Source organism: Pseudomonas putida (assembly GCF_028682395.1).
Lineage (GTDB): Bacteria > Pseudomonadota > Gammaproteobacteria > Pseudomonadales > Pseudomonadaceae > Aquipseudomonas > Aquipseudomonas putida_AB.
Genome location: NZ_JANHLC010000002.1, coordinates 399,097 through 416,316 on the forward strand (window position 1 = coordinate 399,097; position 17,220 = coordinate 416,316).

The 17,220-nt window shown below is 63.7% G+C and carries 12 protein-coding genes; 3 read left to right on the forward strand and 9 right to left on the reverse strand.

Translation table 11 applies throughout. The features are described from left to right. The first annotated feature begins 60 nt into the window (after positions 1-60). From NPS46_RS07150 to NPS46_RS07160, 3 genes are all read left to right on the forward strand, one after another. On the forward strand, positions 61-4,380 hold the full coding sequence (locus NPS46_RS07150) for a DUF4347 domain-containing protein (protein ID WP_274105733.1): 4,320 nt from the start codon (positions 61-63) through the stop codon (positions 4,378-4,380). 59 nt (positions 4,381-4,439) lie between these two features. Further along, positions 4,440-5,936, forward strand: coding sequence for a TolC family protein (locus NPS46_RS07155; RefSeq protein WP_274105734.1), 1,497 nt, complete (start codon positions 4,440-4,442; stop codon positions 5,934-5,936). A gap of 88 nt (positions 5,937-6,024) precedes the next feature. Continuing rightward, positions 6,025-6,666: an HNH endonuclease gene (locus NPS46_RS07160; protein ID WP_274105735.1), complete on the forward strand. Its 642-nt coding sequence runs from the start codon at positions 6,025-6,027 to the stop codon at positions 6,664-6,666. Between the two features lie 130 nt (positions 6,667-6,796). On the opposite strand, the gene NPS46_RS07165 is transcribed toward NPS46_RS07160, so the two are convergent. The 9 genes from NPS46_RS07165 to NPS46_RS07205 all read right to left on the reverse strand — a co-directional run bounded on the left by NPS46_RS07165 (position 6,797) and on the right by NPS46_RS07205 (position 17,213). Further along, the gene (locus NPS46_RS07165; protein ID WP_274105736.1) at positions 6,797-6,961 is read right to left on the reverse strand and encodes a hypothetical protein; all 165 of its coding nucleotides are present in this window, start codon (positions 6,959-6,961) and stop codon (positions 6,797-6,799) included. Positions 6,962-7,088: 127 nt separating this feature from the next. Beyond that, positions 7,089-8,129: a Rieske 2Fe-2S domain-containing protein gene (locus NPS46_RS07170; protein ID WP_274105737.1), complete on the reverse strand. Its 1,041-nt coding sequence runs from the start codon at positions 8,127-8,129 to the stop codon at positions 7,089-7,091. A gap of 200 nt (positions 8,130-8,329) precedes the next feature. Next, entirely contained in the window at positions 8,330-9,664 is a 1,335-nt protein-coding gene (locus NPS46_RS07175; RefSeq protein ID WP_274106035.1) for a DUF1329 domain-containing protein, read from the reverse strand. A gap of 183 nt (positions 9,665-9,847) precedes the next feature. Further along, complete coding sequence (locus NPS46_RS07180) at positions 9,848-11,092, reverse strand: LuxR C-terminal-related transcriptional regulator (RefSeq protein WP_274105738.1); 1,245 nt, start codon at positions 11,090-11,092, stop codon at positions 9,848-9,850. Between the two features lie 72 nt (positions 11,093-11,164). Beyond that, positions 11,165-13,573, reverse strand: a complete 2,409-nt coding sequence (locus NPS46_RS07185) for an efflux RND transporter permease subunit (protein ID WP_425312705.1) — start codon at positions 13,571-13,573, stop codon at positions 11,165-11,167. Positions 13,574-13,581: 8 nt separating this feature from the next. After that, positions 13,582-14,556, reverse strand: a complete 975-nt coding sequence (locus tag NPS46_RS07190; RefSeq protein ID WP_274105739.1) for a WD40/YVTN/BNR-like repeat-containing protein — start codon at positions 14,554-14,556, stop codon at positions 13,582-13,584. Positions 14,557-14,729: 173 nt separating this feature from the next. Beyond that, on the reverse strand, positions 14,730-15,938 hold the full coding sequence (locus tag NPS46_RS07195; RefSeq protein ID WP_274105740.1) for an acetyl-CoA C-acyltransferase: 1,209 nt from the start codon (positions 15,936-15,938) through the stop codon (positions 14,730-14,732). Between the two features lie 8 nt (positions 15,939-15,946). Then, positions 15,947-16,417 carry a MaoC family dehydratase gene (locus tag NPS46_RS07200; RefSeq protein ID WP_274105741.1) on the reverse strand — a complete coding sequence of 157 codons (471 nt, stop codon included), beginning with the start codon at positions 16,415-16,417 and terminating at the stop codon, positions 15,947-15,949. Between the two features lie 10 nt (positions 16,418-16,427). Continuing rightward, the gene (locus NPS46_RS07205; RefSeq protein ID WP_274105742.1) at positions 16,428-17,213 is read right to left on the reverse strand and encodes an SDR family oxidoreductase; all 786 of its coding nucleotides are present in this window, start codon (positions 17,211-17,213) and stop codon (positions 16,428-16,430) included. Between the last annotated feature and the right edge of the window lie 7 nt (positions 17,214-17,220).

Consider the following 17,220-nt stretch of genomic DNA (forward strand, 5'->3'; position numbering starts at 1 on the left):
AGTTCACTGAATATTTTGCATGCCCGTATTTCGGCGCGCGCGGTCGACAAGGAGGTTTGCGTGAAATTTCTGGACCTGTTCAAGCGTCAAGCAAGCCCCTTCACCGCCGCCCGCGCCCCACTGGCCGCCGCCCTGGAACCGCGCATGCTGTTCGACGGCGCAATTGCCGCCACGGTCGCTGAAACCGCTGCCAGCGCCGAACACGCCAGCACCGCCGATGCCGCCAGGCCCAGCGATGACGCCAGCCAGCATGCCAGCGATGCCGTGCCGCCCGCCGCCACCTCCGACCAACGCCAGGAAGTGGTATTTATCGATGGCAAAGTCGACAACAAACAACAACTGATCACCGGTCTCAAGCCAGGCACCGAAGTGGTGGTGCTCGACAGCAGCAAGGACGGCCTACAGCAGATCGCCGACTACCTGAAGAATCGTTCCGACGTCGATGCCATCCATCTGCTGAGCCACGGTTCCGACGGCACGGTCGAACTGGGCAACACCTGGTTGAATGCCCAAAATATTGGCCAGCACAGCGCGGCCCTGAATGCCATTGGCGCGGCCCTGGCCGCCGATGGCGATATCCTGGTCTATGGCTGCAGTACCGCCGAAGGCACGCAGGGCACCGCACTGCTCAATGAACTGGCGCGTTTGACGCAGGCCGATGTGGCCGGCTCCGTCGACCCCACAGGTGCGGCCGACAAAGGCGGCGATTGGCAGTTGGAGCGCCAGACGGGCCAGATTGAAGCGGCTTCATTGAATCTGGTCGACTATCGGAGTCTGCTGGCCACACCGGCGGACCAGAACTTCGACATTCAGGTGCCGCGCTACTTGGATAGTGCCGGTGAAACCATTGACGGCATCACCTACTCGATGCTCCAACCAACGGATGCAAACGGCGGAGCCATGACCATCACAGAGGCACCCGCGTTTATCAGCATCACAGGGTCCTCTGATCGGGCAATCATGTTCAACTTTGACGGCGTCATAACGATCCCCGGACCAGTCGATGCACGAATGGCGTCTGCGGACGGATCAACGTTCCGCCTTGTTTCAATGGAAATCGACACGGGCACCAGCCTCAACACAAGCAGCCACTTAATCATCAGGGGCTACCGCGACGGCGTTGCAGTGGCGTCCGATACCCTGGATACCGCCGCCTCGGATTCAACAGGCTCGGTGACCTACACCAAGAATGGCATCGCCAACGGGTTTGGCGGCACGCTGACCTTCTCCAGCGCCTGGCAGAACATTGATGAAATCAGGATTACCGGCACTGACACTGTTATTGTTGTCGATGACCTGAAATTCGCCGCCGCAGTAGTCTCCAGCCCCGCCCCCGTGCTCACCACCAGTGGCGGCAGTGCGGGCTTTGTCGAAGGCAACAATGTCGCGTCCACCCCGGTGGCCATCGACCCCGGCCTGACCCTCAGCGACCCCGACAGCCCGACCCTGGCCAGCGCCAAAGTGGTGATCAGCGGCAATTTCCAGGCCGGCGAGGATAGCCTGGGGTTCAGCCCGAACGCCGCAACCATGGGCGATATCACCGGCAATTACAACGCTAGCACCGGCACCCTGACCCTGACCTCCAGCGGCGGCGCTAGCGCAGCTCAGTGGCAGGCAGCGCTGAGGTCGGTGACCTATACCAACAGTTCGGAAAGCCCCAACACCAGCAACCGGACCATCAGCTTCAGCGCCAATGACGGCACGAACGAGAGCAACGCCGGAACCCGGATCGTCACAGTAACGGCGGTCAACGATACGCCGATCGCCACGACCAGCAGCGACACCACGGCATACACCGAAGGCAGCAGTGCCATCGCCATCGACAGCGGCCTGGTGCTGAATGATCTGGACAGCAGCACCCTGACCAGTGCCACGGTCAAGATCAGCAGCGGCTTGCAGAGTGCCGAGGACCTTCTGTGGATCACCCTCGGCCCCAATACCGGCAACATCATTGCCAGCTACAACACCGGCACCGGGGAAATGCTCCTGAGCTCCGCCGGCGCCACTGCCACTCTGGCCCAATGGCAGGCCGCTCTGCGGGCCGTAACCTATTCCAACAATTCGAATTCGCCCAATACTGGCGATCGCACCATCACCTTCACCGTCAATGACGGCACCAGTGAAAGCGCGGCAACGACTAAAACCGTCAGCGTGAGCGCCGTCAACGATGCCCCGACGGTCACCTACCCCATGGCCAACCAGACCGCCACCCAAAACGCGACCTTTAGCTTTCAATTTGCTGGCAACACCTTTAACGACCCGGACGGTGACACGCTGACCTACACCGCCCAACTGGCCGGCGGCGGCGCCCTGCCTGCCTGGCTCAGTTTCAATGCCACCACCCGCACTTTCAGCGGTACGCCGGACAATGGCGATGTTGGGCCCCTGACCATCGTGGTCACCGCCAGCGATGGCCACGGTGGTACGGTTACCGATGACTTCACGCTCACAGTGGCCAACCTCAACGACGCGCCGACGGTGGCCCACCCCATTGCCGACCAACAGGTGAGGCAAGGTTCGGCCCTCAACTTCCAGTTCGCCAGCAATACCTTCAACGATATCGATGTCGGCGACAGCCTAAGCTACACGGCCGAATTGGCCGGAGGTGGGGCGCTACCCGCCTGGCTCAGTTTCGATCCCCTGACACGGACCTTCAGCGGCACGCCGGGCGCCGGCGAGGTCGGTGTGCTGAGCGTCAAGGTGACGGCCAGCGACGGCAACGGCGGCAACGTCGCCGATACCTTCACACTCACCGTCACCAGCGCCAACCCGGTTGTGAGCGACGTCAGCGCCTTCGGCACCAACGGCAATGGTCCCTACAAAGCGGGCGACACCATTACCGTGGTCGTGGCGTTCGATCAACATATCTACGTCTCCGGCGGCACGCCGACCCTGCTACTGGAAACCGGCAGCATCGATCGGGTTGCCACCTATGCCGGCGGCTCAGGCACCAACACCCTGTTCTTTACCTACACCGTCCAGGCGGGCGACCGCAGCGCCGATCTGGACTACCACTCCAGCACCGCCCTGGCGCTCAACGGCGCCACCATTGCCAATAGCCAGTCGGACAATGCTGTAATAGCCCTGCCCACTCCCGGCAGCGCCGGCTCCATGGGGGCGAACGCCAGCATGGTGATCGACGGTATCGCGCCCACCATAAACTGGGGCTCCGTGCCCGCCGACGGCACCTATGTCGCTGGGGATGCGCTGGACTACACCCTTAACTTCTCAGAAGCCGTCACGGTTGATAACAGCGGCAACACGCCGTACCTGGAAATCAATATCGGTGGCCAGATCCGTCATGCCGAATACCTGAGCGGCTCAGCGACCAGTACGCTGGTGTTTCGCTACATCGTGCAGAGCGGTGACAACGATGGCGATGGCATCGTGCTGTCCAACAACGTCCATTTCGCGGGCAGCGGCATCCATGACGCCGCCGGCAACCCCCTGGACCCGACGTTTACCGCCGGCGCCACCCCCGGTGTTCAGGTCGATGCCGTGGCCCCCGAAGTCACCGGTATCAGCTTTGACGGCCCGGCCGCGCCGGGCACCCTGGTGTTTACCGTGACCTTCAGCGAGAACGTAAGCGGCGTGAGCGGCAGCGACTTCAACCTGCTGACCACCGGCAGTGCCAGCGGCGCACTGAGCTCGGTGACGCAAATTTCGCCCAACACCTACCGCGTCACCGTTGACACGGTCGATGGCCAAGGCACCCTCGGCCTGACCCTTAATGCCGCCAATAGCGGCATTGTCGATAGCCACGGCAATGCCCTGGCAGTATCGTTCAGCACCCCGGGCTACGCCGTGAATACACCGCCCCCAACGGCACCTTCCACACTGCCGACGGCGCCCAGCGGCGACCCGCAACTGATGGCCTACCCGCCGGTCGAGGCCCCGCCACCGGCCACCGACGTGCTGTGGCCCAGCGTACCGGGCCTGGCTACCTCCGATGCCACCTCGCCGCTGCTACCGGCGCCACTGTTCGAACAACCTACCCTGGGCAGCGGCATCCCGAGCCTGGGCACTATCTTTATCAGTAACGGCGCCCTGGCCCCGAGCTTTATCGCCCAGGTGTTTGCCAGCAGCGACAGTGGCGGCATCGACTCAGGCAGCGGTTTCCTCGGCTTTGGCAGCGGCGATGGCGGGATTTTCGGCTCCAGCAGCCTGGCAGGGATCTTCAGTAGCGCAACCCCCGAGTCCGCCTCCCCACCGGTCTTCGGCAACCTATCCGGCAACGATGTCGGCCAGGGCCTGCGCGGCGTCTTTGGCGCGCCAAGCCTGGGCCAGCAATTGCACGAGCTCCAGCACAACGATCCACAACGCCTGCGCGAGCTGGCCCTGGCCCTCGGCCAGATCACAGAACCGGCAACGCACGCCTGACACCACGGCATAGAACGATAACAAGCCAATTTCAGCCGTACTTAGGGGGCGGCGCAAGGATGAAGACAACCTACAAGCTTTTCACGGCCAGCCTGTTGGCGCTGGCCGTCAGCGGCTGCGCGGTCACCAGCCAGCCCATCGACCGCTCCGTGAGCGAGCAGCGGGCCCAGAGTGATCTGCAGAACATGTTCAAGGACCAGGAGCCGCTCAGCGGCCCCCTGACCCTGCAGCAGGCCATGGCCCGCGCCGTGAAATACAACCTGGAGGCACGCCTCAAGGTCATGGAAGAGGCCCTGTCCCAGCGCCAGGTCGACCTGGCCACCTTCGATATGCTGCCGCGCATGGCCCTGTCCGCCGGCTACGCCGGGCGCAACAATATGAGCGCCTCCAGCAGCCAGAGCGTGCGCACCGGCACCCAGTCCCTGGAACCGTCGACCTCCCAGGACCGCGATCGCGAAGTGGCGGACCTGACCATGGTCTGGAACGTGCTCGATTTCGGCGTCGCCTATATCGGCGCCAAGCAACAGGGCGACCAACGCCTGATCGTCGAGGAACGTCGGCGCAAGGTGGTGCAGACCATCCTGCAGGACGTGCGCTCGGCCTATTGGCGCGCCGTCGCGGCCGAACGGCTGCTCAAGCAGATCGACAGCCTGATGACCCGCGTCGACCAGGCCCGGGGCAATAGCCAGACCATGGGCAATCAGCGCATCGGCGATCCGATCCAGGCCCTGGGCTACCAGCGTGGCCTGATCGAAGCCACCCGCCAGTTGGAGCAGCAACGCCGCGCCCTGGCGCTGGCCAAGACCGAACTGGCCACCCTGATCAACCTGCCGATCGGCACCGACCTGACCCTGGCGGCCAACGCCGATTACCAGGTACCGCAATTACGCGTCGACCTCGCGGCCCTGGAGCAACAGGCCCTGGCCAGCCGTCCGGAATTGCGCGAGCAGGACTACCAGGCGCGCATCAGTGCCGCCGAAACCCGCAAGGCCATGCTGCGCCTGTTGCCAGGCCTGGAGTTCTCCGCCGGCGGGCACTACGACAGCAACTCCTTCCTGGTCAACCAGAGCTGGGCCGACTACGGCGTCAAGATCACCTGGAACCTGTTCAACGTGCTGTCCGCCCCGGCCTCGATCAAGGTCGCCAAGGCCGGCGAGCAAGTGGCCGAGGCACGGCGCCAAGCCATGTCCATGGCGATTCTGGCCCAGTTGTACGTGGCCAACGCGAACTTCCATGAAGCCCAGCGCCAGTTCCAGACCAGCCAGGAATTGGCCAGCCTGGACGGCCAGATTGCCGAACAGATGCGCAACCGTCACAAGGCCCAGGGCATTGGCGAGCTGGAACTGATCCAGGGCGAGCTCAATGCCTTGCAGGCCGACCTGCGCCGCGACCTGGCCTATGCCGAACTGCGCAACAGTTACAGCCAGTTGTTTGCCAGTGCCGGCCTCGACCCCCTGCCCCAGCAACTGCCGTCCAGCCAGCTCGCCGATATTGCCCAGGCCCTGGGCGACAGCGAAAGCCGCTGGGATCGCGGCGATATCAAACCAGGCTCCTGAATCCGCCCCGCGACCCGCCCGCCAGGGGCGGGTCGCTGTCTGGCCCTGCGCCTGAGGAGTCACCCTGCAAAAGCCCCATTTCACCCACGTGCTGCACCTGTTCAACGGCGCTGCATTTTCCACGCTGCAGTTTATCGAGCGCTACCGCGAGCAATTCCCGGCCGAGTGGGCGCAGATCGAACAACAGCATGGCAGCGGTGGCAAAGGCGCCAAGACCCGCTACAGCGCCTATAGCCGCATGGCCCATCACCTCAATCGGTTCGCCAATGAGGGTTTACTGCACAAGCACGAATACCAAACAGCCCCCGCCGAGTGGGGCAGCGCACGGATTCGCTATTGGGGCGAATATCGGGAAGAAGAACTCGTCGAGGCCTACCTCGGCGCAACCCTGGACGAGCCGATCACGGTGACCGAAGGCCAGCCCACCAAGACAGAGGGCGTACGCTACCAACGCAGCGCCAAGGCAAGGGAAATCTGCATCGATAAATGGGGAGTGAAGTGCGAGGTGTGCGCCTTCGACTTCGAAGCTGTCTTTGGCGCCTTGGGCGCGGGCTATATCCATGTTCATCACCTCAAGCCCATCGCGGATTACGGCCAGAGCTACCAACTGGTCCCCATCAACGACCTGCGCCCGCTCTGCCCCAATTGCCACGCGATGGCCCATCGGCAAAGGCCGGTGAAGAGCATTCAGGAACTGCAGGAGATACGCGCACGCAGGCTTGAGCAGTAGCCGCAGCCAGCACGCGAGCGCGCACCGTCGGCAGCCGTGAAGACCGCAAACGCGACCCGAAAGGCGCCAAGGCGCCCGGCGATAATCTCGCCGGGCGTGTCCCGTGCCGCAGGCGCGAACGAAGCGCCGCTCAGCGCAAGTTCGGCCAGCCTTGGAAACCGGACAAGGTCATGCACATCGAGTAATTGCACAGCGTGGTCCGCAATGGCTCGGGTGGGCGGGCCGCGATTACGGCCAGTACCAACAGCAACATCAGCAGTGGAACGCTATAGGCTAGAAGGCTTTTTATTTTCATTGTCGGCTCTCTCATGACCTGGGATCGAAGCGACGCCGACCGGCGCCGCGGCGAAACGCACGACAAGCCGCCAACCACCTGCAGCCTGTCGTTTCCCGCTTGAAACGTACCGCGTGAAACCTGTCGCCTAGCGCTCATCCACCGTGATGATCTCGCGCCGTTCGGCCATGCTCGCCGGCACCTTGTCCTCATCGGTGAAGAACTGCTGGTACCACTCGCGCAGCTGGTACACCGGGCCGTCGTTTTCAGCCAATACCGGCTTGTCGATACGCACCTTGTGCTTCCAGATGTCCACGTCCTGGTAGAAGGACGCACGGTTGCCCTGCACATAGGCCTGGGCAATCTCGCGGTTCTGCTCTTCGGTCCAGCCCGGGACCTTCTTGACCATGCAGCCAAAGCGCAGCACAAAGCTGTTCGGTGTGACCGGCACATGGCTGTTGAGCAGGATGGCGTGAATCCGGGTTTCGCCGAACATCGAGCTCAAATGGGTGAAGTGGGTCGCCGGACCGTAGTAAGCCGATGGCGCGATCAGGTCGCCACCCAGACGCTCGGAATCACCATGGAAGATCTGATGACCGATATGGCCTTCGAAAATATTGGCGAAGTACTTGGTGGGCGTACCGTGCACCGGACCGAAGTGCTGGGCGTCCACCAGGTTGTCGACCAATTCGCGCGGGTTGGTCTCGATCAGCATGGTGTCGATGTTCCAGTCGTGGATCCACGCCTCGTCGTCCATCTCAGCCAGATGGGGGATCACCACGTTCTCCTTGGGCGGATGGCCCTCGGGGTTGTTCCAGACGAACAGCAGGTTGTTCTCCTCGCAGGTCAACCAGCTGCGGGTCTTGGCCTTGGGCGGGATACGCTTGCAATACGGAATCTCGACGCACTTGCCGCTGGTGTCGTACTTCCAGTGGTGGAAGGGGCAGACCACGGTGTCGTTCTCGATGGTGCCCTGGGACAGGTCGGCCCCCATGTGCGGGCAGTAGGCATCGAGAATGCTGATGGCGCCCGCGCTGTTGGCAAAGGCCACCAGCCGTGTGCCAAAGATATTCAGCGTATGCAACTGGCCATCGCGGTAGTCCTGGGCGTCGCCTAGGCAATGCCAGCCACGGGCATAGCGATGGGTACCCTGGATATTCTCGATATTGATTTCAGCGAGTTTCGTCATTTCTTGTTATTCCTCGGCGTAAAGCTCCACGATTGACCTATGCCCCTACAAATAAAGGGGAAACTCCATAACCGACATCATTGAGCAGCGCAGGCAAGGCTTTCATCGTCCAAACGGACTAGAGGCCACAAGTGCGCAAAAAACAGACCGGCCTGCGCAGCTCGCTGGCGGGGCGAGCAGGCTCGCTCCGCCAGCCGCCCTTACTGCCCGACTCGCCGAGCCGCCTCGGGGCCGAAGTCGCGCGGGCTGAAGCCGCCCTTGTTCAGCGAGTAGCCATTGCGCTGTTCGTTGATCAGGTTGAACGCCAGGTAGCTCCCGGCGTTGAGGTCGTAGTACAGGCCGACCCCGGCTTGCGGGCCCTGGCTCTCATAGGCGTAGAAGTAGTTGACCATCGAGGTGCGCCACAGCTCGCCACGGTTGTCGTAGTTGTCCGCCATGATCGGGAACCAGGTGTCTTCGTCGATGTACATCTTGCGTTTGCCATACAGGTGGCGATAACCGGGCTTGAGGGTGCCTTCCAGCTCCCAGACGCGGTGACGCTCGTAGCGCATGGCATCGGGGTTGATATGCCCCGGGGTCAGCAGATCGGCGTACTTGAGGTTGGCCGAGTGCAGGCGGTAGGTGTTGTAGGGGATATACAGCTCGCGCTTGCCGACGATTTTCCAGTCATAGCGCTGGCCCGAACCGTTGAAGATCCGCACCTCGTCCACGGTGATCGAACCGCCGGAACCCGGGAACGCCATGTCAAAGCCATAACCCGGCGACTGCCGCACGCGGCGGGTGCCCGGGTCGTAGCGCCAGCTCTGGCGTGGTTCGGTCTTGTCATTCCAGAACTCGGTGCCGGTATTGACCTCGCCCTTGTCACGCTGGGGCAACAGGGTTTCATTGAGGTAGAACGAGGAGTTGCCGGTCGTTTCGCCGATCTTGCCCGGCTCCAGCCCCGGCGCCAGGTTGCGCGAATGCACGCGGCCCCAGTTGATATTGCCATCCTTGAGCACATAGGCGTTGTCGGAGGTGTACTCCTCGGTCCAGGCGCGCAGGGTAAAGGTCGAGGCGTTCTTCAACAGCTCCAGGCCATTGCGCGGCACCGGGAACGGTGTACCGCCGGTCTTGCCGACCACGCCTTCACCGTCGTCGACCAACTTGGCGATACCAGCGTTTTCCCGGGTGGCCTGGCAGACCTTGTCGGGGAAGCGGAAGTCGCGATGGGACTCGAAAACCGGCATCTTGTAGGTCGCCGGATACAGCTTGAACAGCGCCTTCTGGCCGTCGGACAAGTGATCGCTGTACTGCGCCAGGTTGGCCGCGGTAATCACGAACAGCGGCTTTTCATCCGGGTAGGCATCCACCGGATGATTACCGGTGCCCTTGAAATCCACGCCCGGCGGTACGCCCAGCCACTTGCCGCTGAACGCTGGGATGGTGCCGTCGGCATTGCCCTTCTGCTCGGCGCCCAGGCAGGTCAGGTCCGCCCCCAGGCGGGCCACATCTTCCGGCGCCGCGCTGGCGTTGCCGATCACGCTGCACCCCAGCATCAGGGCCAACCCAAAGGTATGCAGGTCATTTACAGGGCGCCGCACAAAGCGGCGCAGGGCCAGATTACTGCCAGTCATCTTGTTGTTCTCCTAGGTTTTCGATGGCGGTGGCCCAGTATCGACAGGGCCTGCCGGGGGGAGCATCGTCCGCACGGACTAACGCATTTTTACCAACCGCGCCCGTCAGGCCCGCCCTCGCCCACCCTGGCCGCGCAACGCTGGCGCCAGCGCCCCGGGCAGCAGTTGCACCGCCCCCGGCTCACCCAGTGCCACCACGCTGTTGAGCATGATCCGCACCAGTTCGGTCTGGCGCCGCACCCCGGTCTTGGAAAAAATCGAACGCAAATGCGCCCGCGCCGTGTTGCGGCGGATGTTCAATTCCTCCGAGGCTTCTTCCAGGGACAAACCATTGGCCAGCTCCAGGGCCAGCGCGGTTTCGGCCGGAGTCAGGTTGTACAACTGGGCCGTGACGCCGTTGCTGACCAGCGACTTGCCCACCGCATCGCGCACATACACCACCGCCGTGGGCTGGCCCTTGCCCTCCACCAGTTCATGGGACGGAACCGGCTCCACCACCACCCCCAGGCTGACTTGCCCCGAAGGCCGGGAAATCGACATCGCCTGGGCCCCGGTCAGCGCTTCCTCGCCCTGTTGCGGCCGGGCGAACGCATGGCGCACCAGGCGCTGCAGCTCGCGGTTATCACTGGGATAGGTCGCTTCCAGGCGCCCGCCCACCACTTTCAGGCCATCATTGCTGTCGAGAATTTCCCGAGCCACGGGGTTGAGCTGCAGCACATGGCCGTTTTCGTCGAGCACAATCGCGGCCACGGCCAGCCGGCTGATGGTCTGGGAATACAGGCTGCCCAGGGACTCGCTGCGATCAAGCAACGAATGCATATGCAAGGCCCGGCGCAGATGGGGCAATAACATGGCGCACATCGCCCGCTCGGTGGCGGTGAAGCGCGCATCGTTGCGCGAGCGGTTGATCCGAAACCGCACCTTGCCGCCATCAGGCATGACGATGTCGGCACCCAGCACCTGGCAGCTGTCGTAGGGCTCGCAATACAACAGATAAAACGAAGAGCTGAGCCACTCGGCCTCGCTCATCAAGTCTTCGATGGTAAACACCACATCGGTGGGCAGGTTGTGGAACGGCGTGGACTTGCAGTGGTAGGCGTAATAGTTGATGCCGTCCTCGAACTCCACATCGCCCGCCACCATCATCGGTGACAGGTAAGGCTCGTCTACGACCCGCAGGATCAGGGTCGCAAACTTGGCCTTGAACAGGCGGCGGATCTGGCGCAGCGACTCGCCCATGCAGCGGGTATCCAGGGCCGCGTCGTACATATTGCCGATGATCTGCTCATACTCGGCCAGATCCAGCCCCATGTCCGCCAGGACCTGCACGTTAGGCACGGTGGTTTGCATAGACATTCCCCTTGGGCGCGGCAGAACGCAGTGGCCCTGCCCGCCTTTTTATTGTTATGGGCAACCTGCGCGTCAGCGCCCGGCCAGTGTCCCGGCCGAGGCCATGGACGCCGGGGCGGATGGCGCGCGCCGTGACCTTACCAGCGGCCAGCCCTGGTTGAACCACGCCGCGAGGGCCGGCAGCAGAAAAATCGCGCCGAACACATTGACCAGGAACATAAAGGCCAGAAGGATGCCCATATCGGCCTGGAACTTGAGCGGGGCAAAAGCCCAGGTGCCCACCCCAATGGACATGGTCAGGGCGGTAAACACCGCCGCCGTGCCGCGTTGGCACATGGCCCGGTAAAAGGCATTGCGCAGGTTCTGGCCGTCGGCCATTTCATGCTCGATGCGCTCGTACAGGTAGATCCCGTAGTCCACCCCCACGCCCACGCCCAGGGCCATTACCGGCAGGGTCGCGACCTTGAGGCCGATGCCGAGCATGGCCATCAGCGCGTTGCACAGAATCGCCACAATCCCCAAGGGCACCAGGATGCACAGCACGGCGCGGATCGAGCGAAAGGTCAGCAGGCAGAACAGCGCCACCGAACAGAACAGCGCCGCGAGCATCACCACTTCGGCGCGCTTGACCGCCTCGTTGGAGGCCGCCATCACGCCGATATTGCCCCCCGCCAGCTTGAACTCGACACCCGGTGCGTGGATCCCGGCAATGATGCGCTTGGCCTCGTTGACCGCATGAAACACCGTGGCGCCTTCGTGGTCGTTGAGAAACACCAGAATCTGCATGCGCTTGCAGCCATCGGTCACCAGCCCGGAGTCGGCCGAATAGGCCATCGAGCCCTGCTGCAAACCCCGGGACGAACCGGGAATCGCCGACCAACGCGGGTTGCCCTCGTTATTGCCGGCAATCATTTCCTTGCCCATCCCGGCCACGCTCTGCACCGACTGCACCCCGGCGACATTGCGCATCTGGAAATCGAACGACTCCACCGCGCGCATCACCACGGGGTTCAGGCAGGCCTCGTCCAGGCCCTGGGTCTGGAGAAACACCGCCAGCACATCCAGGCCAATCGAGTAGCTGCCGATAATCGCCTGGTTATCCTGGTTGTAGCGCGAATCGGCGCGCAGCTCCGGCGCTCCGGCGCCGATATCGCCAACCTCCAGCTGGCGGGCCTTGACCACACCGAAACCGAGCAGCAACAGGCTCACGGCAAACACCGCCAGGGCCGGGCGCGGTTCGGCCAGGGCCGACAGGCGCCACCACACAGGGTGCCGCGCGGCCTGGGCATCCGTCTCGCTGGCACGGGCCGAAGCTTCGAGGCGCAGATGGGCAATGATCAACGGCAGCAGCATCTTGTTGGTGATGATCATCAACATCACCCCGATGCACGCCGTGACACCCAGTTCATGGACGATGGGAATATCGATCAGCATGATCACCGCGAACCCCAGGGCGTTCATCAGCAGCGCCAGGGAACCGGGAATAAAGATCTTGCAGAACGCCGCCCGCGCCGCGCTCACCGAATCGCTGCCGGCCAGCACATCCTGCTTCCAGGCATTGGTCATCTGCACCGCATGGGACACGCCGATGGAGAAGATCAGGAACGGCACCAGGATCGACATCGGGTCGATGCCCAGGCCCAGCAGCGGCAGCAGGCCCAGCAACCAGATCACCGGCAGCAAGGCCACGGCCAGCGCCACCAGGGTCAGTTTCAACGAGCGTGAATACAGCCAGAGCAGGCCGGCGGTAATCAGAAAAGCCATGACGAAGAACAGCATCACCGTGTTCAGCCCTTCGACCACATCGCCCACCAGCTTGGCGAAGCCCACCACATTGATCTCGATGGTCGGGCTGTTGTACTTGGCGCGGATCTCTTCCAGGCGCTTGGCGATCTCCACATAGGACACCGGCTGGCCGGTTTTCGGGTCACTGTCCTGCAAGTCGGCACGCACCAGTGCCGAACGCTGATCATTGGCCAGCAGCCGTCCGACCTGACCGGCCCGCGCGGCATTGCTGCGCACCTTCTGCAGATCCTCCGGGGTGCCGGCGTATTGCGGCGGCACCACCAGGTCGCCGACATAGCCTTCTTCGGTGATCTCGATGTAACGCACATTCGGCGTAAACAACGAGGTCACGCTGGGTCGGCTGACACCGGAGATAAAAAACACATCGTCGGTGACCTGTTGCAACACCTGGAGAAACTCGGGGTTGTAGATATCGCCCTCGCCTTTCCAGTGCACATTGACCAACAGCCGATTGGCGCCGGTAAACACCCGGCTGAAATCGAGAAAATTGAGCATGTATTCATGGCGCACCGGGATCTGCTTGTTGAAGCCCGGATCGAGCCGCACCTGGGTCGCGCTATAGCCCAGGCCCAGGGTGATCAGGGCGAACAGCGCCAGCAGCGCACGCCGGTGTTGCATCAAGCGGTCCGCGCAGGCCTGTACGCAGCGTTCCATCCAGCCAGTTGTCTGAGTCATGTCTTTTCTCACTGTGCGACGGCGGCGAGACTGCTGTCGGCGCCCTGGAAAACCCCACGTTCACCGGCCACCAACAGGTGGCGGGCATTGAGCACCGTGGCCGAGGTCAGCGTGCCCAGCCCGGCCCGCCGCGAGCTGTCGAGCAGCGCCCCGTCGCCATCCAGGCGAATCAGACTGCCACCCGCGCCGACCAGCACCAGCCCGTTGCGCTCGGGCAGCAAGGCATGGCCGTAGAGGGGCTGCTGGCTGCCGATCTCGACGCGGCTCCAGCTGTCGCCAAAATCGTCGGTGCGAAACACCTGCCCGCGCATGCCATAGGCCAGCCAGCGCTCGGCCGACAGGCGCACCACGCCAAACAGCGAGCCGTTATAGAAGGGTTCGAGGGCCTGCCAGTCCTGGCCGCCGTTGTCCGAACGCAGGACCAGGCCCTGCTCGCCGACCAGCATCTGCCGACCATCGCGACCACCGTCCATGCCATTGAAGTGGGCGCCCTCGCCAGGCATTTCCCGCGGCGTCCAATGCTCGCCGCCATCACTGGACTCTAGAAACTTGCCGTAGCTGCCATAGGCAACCACGTGTTCGCCATCGTTGCTCCACACGCCCAGCAGCGGCTCGCCGAGGCTGGCGTCGTAGTGCTGCTCCTGCCAGGTGCGCCCACTGTCCACCGACCGCAGGATCCAGCCGTCATGGCCGACCGCGAGCAGCACCGCCGGGCTCAAGGCAATCACGCCGGTCAGCGTGGCTTCACGCGTATCGGGCACCTGGGCGCTCTGCCAGGACAAGCCGTTGTCGCGGCTCAGCAGGATGGTGCCGCGCTCACCGACCGCGACCAGTTGCTCGCCGTTGGCGCGCAGATCGTTGATCTGCACCCGGTCGGCATGCAGCTGAGTGGGCGCCAGGGGCGTCGGGGTCCGCGGGGCAAACGCCAAGGCGACGGCGGCCAGGATAAGGGCGCTCATGGCGTATCCGATCAGCTGGCGCATAGCAGGCTCCAGCACGGGAAAAACAGGCACGGGACTGGCTTCACGGGGGGCGATCCTCTTGATTTTGTTTCAAGGATCATCAGACCACCCCGGTCCGCCTACATCGTCCAAACGGCCTAGTCAGAGCGCTCGCCGCCCTCTGACCAGGCCTACAGCGGCGGCGTACGTGGGCTTCAGGCCAGTTCGAACAATCCGGCCGCGCCCATGCCGCCACCAATGCACATGGCCACGACCACATAACGGGCGCCGCGACGCCGACCTTCGAGCAAGGCATGCCCGACCATCCGCGCCCCGGACATGCCGAAAGGGTGGCCAATGGCGATGGCCCCGCCATTGACGTTCAAGCGCTCCGGGGCAATGCCCAGGGCCTCGCGGCAGTGCAGCACCTGGCAGGCGAAGGCCTCGTTGATTTCCCACAGGTCAATATCCGCCACGCTCAGACCAAAGCGCTTGAGCAGCTTGGGCACCGCCACCACCGGGCCGATGCCCATTTCTTCCGGCGCGCAGCCCGCCACCGCGATCCCGCGATAGATGCCCAGCGGGGTCAAGCCCCGGCGCCGGGCTTCGGCGCGGCTCATCAACAGGCTGGCCGATGCGCCATCGGAAAACTGTGAAGCGTTACCGGCGGTGATGAACTCGCCCTGCTCGATCCATTTGCCGTCCTTCCACACCGGCTTGAGGCCCGCCAAATCCTCCAGGGTGGTGTTGGGGCGGTTGCACTCGTCGCGGTTGACCAGCACACGCTCATGGCCGCTGGGCTGGCCGTCCTTGTCGAAGCACAGCTTGTTCACGCTCAGCTCGACAATCTCCTCGGCAAACAACCCGGCGCGCTGGGCGGCCGCAGTGCGCAACTGGCTCTGCAGGGAGTACTCGTCCTGGGCGGCGCGGCTGATGCCATAGCGGCGCGAGACAATCTCGGCGGTCTCGACCATCGGGATATAGGCGCTCGGCATCACCTGCAACACCGCCTCGGACTGCGCCCGGTAGGTGTTCTTGTGCTTGGTCTGGGTCAGCGATAGCGACTCGACACCGCCGGCAATGGCGATGCTCATTTCACCGGCCAGGATAGTCTTGGCCGCCACGCCAATGGTCATCAGGCCCGATGCGCACATGCGGTCCAGGGCCATGCCCGGCACGCTGTCCGGCAGGCCGCCGGTGTAGGCGCACAGCCGGCCGATATTGTAGGCCTGGGTACCCTGCTGCACGGCGGCGCCCATGATCACATCTTCCACGGCGTCGGCTTCGATACCGGCGCGCTCGAGTACAGCGCGCACCACATGCCCGCCCAGTACCGGCGCCTCGGTGTCGTTGAACGACCCGCGAAACGACTTGGCCAGCGCGGTACGGGCGGTGGCGACAATCACAACTTCATTCTGATCCATGGACAGGTTCACTCGGCAATAGGGTTGAAGGTGTAGCGGCTGATGGTGTCGACCACGCAGCCCGGGCGGTCTTCGCCCTCGATTTCCACGGTGATGCGCACCACCATCTGCACGGCGTCGCCCAGGCGTTCGGCGCGCAGCACATCGCCGCGCCCGCGCACCCGCGCGCCGACCCGCACCACACCCGGGAAGCGCACACGGTCACTGCCGTAGTTGACGCCCATGGCCATGTTTTCCAGGCGCATCAACTGCGGCATAAACAGGTTGGCCAGCGCCTGGGTCAGGTAGCCGTGGGCAATGCAAGCGCCAAACGGGCCGCTGGCAGCGCGCACCGGGTCGACGTGGATCCACTGGTGATCGCCGGTGGCCTCGGCAAACAGGTCGATGCGCGCCTGGTCGATGGTCAGCCAATCGGTGCAGCCCAGGTCCTTGCCCTGGGCCTCGAGCAGTTGCTGGGCACTGCTGAAAATATGGGTCATGAACGCCACCTCAGGCCTGTTGCGAGCTGACGGAGAGCACTTCGCCAACCATATAGGAGGCGTAGTCGCTGGCCAGGAACATCATCACATTGGCCACTTCCCAGACCTCGGCCGCCCGGCCAAAGGCCTCGCGACTGGCGAGCTGGGCCAGCAGTGCTTCGCTGGAGGCTTTCTTGAGAAAGTCATGCAGGGCAATGGACGGCGCCACAGCATTGATCCGTACGCCGAACTCGGCGGCCTCCAGGGCGGCGCACCGGGTGAACGCCATGACCCCGGCCTTGGCCGCGGCGTAGTGCGCCTGCTCTTTCTGCGCCCGCCAGCCGAGCACCGAAGCGTTGTTGACGATGGCCCCGGCGCCGCGCTTTTGCATGTGCGGCAACAGCGCGCGGGTCATGCGGAAGGTGCCGGTCAGGGTCACATCGATAACCCGCAACCACTCCTCGTCGCTCATCTGCACCACCGACTTCTGCCCGCCCAGGCCAGCGTTGTTGATCAACACATCGACGCCGCCGAGCACTTCCTCGGCGGCCGCGACCAGGGTCTGGACCTCGCTTTCGACGGTGACATTGCACAGCTGGCCATAGACAGCCTGCAAACCGGTCTCGGCCTTGAGCCGCTCAACCGCCTCTTCCAGGCGCCGCGGGTGGACATCGGAAATCATCAGGGCCCGGCAGCCCTCTTCGGCGCTGCGCCGGGCGGCGGAGTAGCCGATACCGGCGCCGGCAGCGGCGGTAATCAACACGGATTTTCCGGCCAGCAGTTGATGGCCCGGCACATACGGGGGAGCTTGTTTCACAGCGATC

Coding starts and splice junctions, on each gene's coding strand:
- NPS46_RS07155 (WP_274105734.1), top strand. CDS start 4,440: ATGAAGACAACCTACAAGCTTTTCACGGCCAGCCTGTTGGCGCTGGCC.
- NPS46_RS07165 (WP_274105736.1), bottom strand. CDS start 6,961: ATGAAAATAAAAAGCCTTCTAGCCTATAGCGTTCCACTGCTGATGTTG.
- NPS46_RS07170 (WP_274105737.1), bottom strand. CDS start 8,129: ATGACGAAACTCGCTGAAATCAATATCGAGAATATCCAGGGTACCCAT.
- NPS46_RS07175 (WP_274106035.1), bottom strand. CDS start 9,664: ATGCTGGGGTGCAGCGTGATCGGCAACGCCAGCGCGGCGCCGGAAGAT.
- NPS46_RS07180 (WP_274105738.1), bottom strand. CDS start 11,092: ATGCAAACCACCGTGCCTAACGTGCAGGTCCTGGCGGACATGGGGCTG.
- NPS46_RS07185 (WP_425312705.1), bottom strand. CDS start 13,573: ATGACTCAGACAACTGGCTGGATGGAACGCTGCGTACAGGCCTGCGCG.
- NPS46_RS07190 (WP_274105739.1), bottom strand. CDS start 14,556: ATGCGCCAGCTGATCGGATACGCCATGAGCGCCCTTATCCTGGCCGCC.
- NPS46_RS07195 (WP_274105740.1), bottom strand. CDS start 15,938: ATGGATCAGAATGAAGTTGTGATTGTCGCCACCGCCCGTACCGCGCTG.
- NPS46_RS07200 (WP_274105741.1), bottom strand. CDS start 16,417: ATGACCCATATTTTCAGCAGTGCCCAGCAACTGCTCGAGGCCCAGGGC.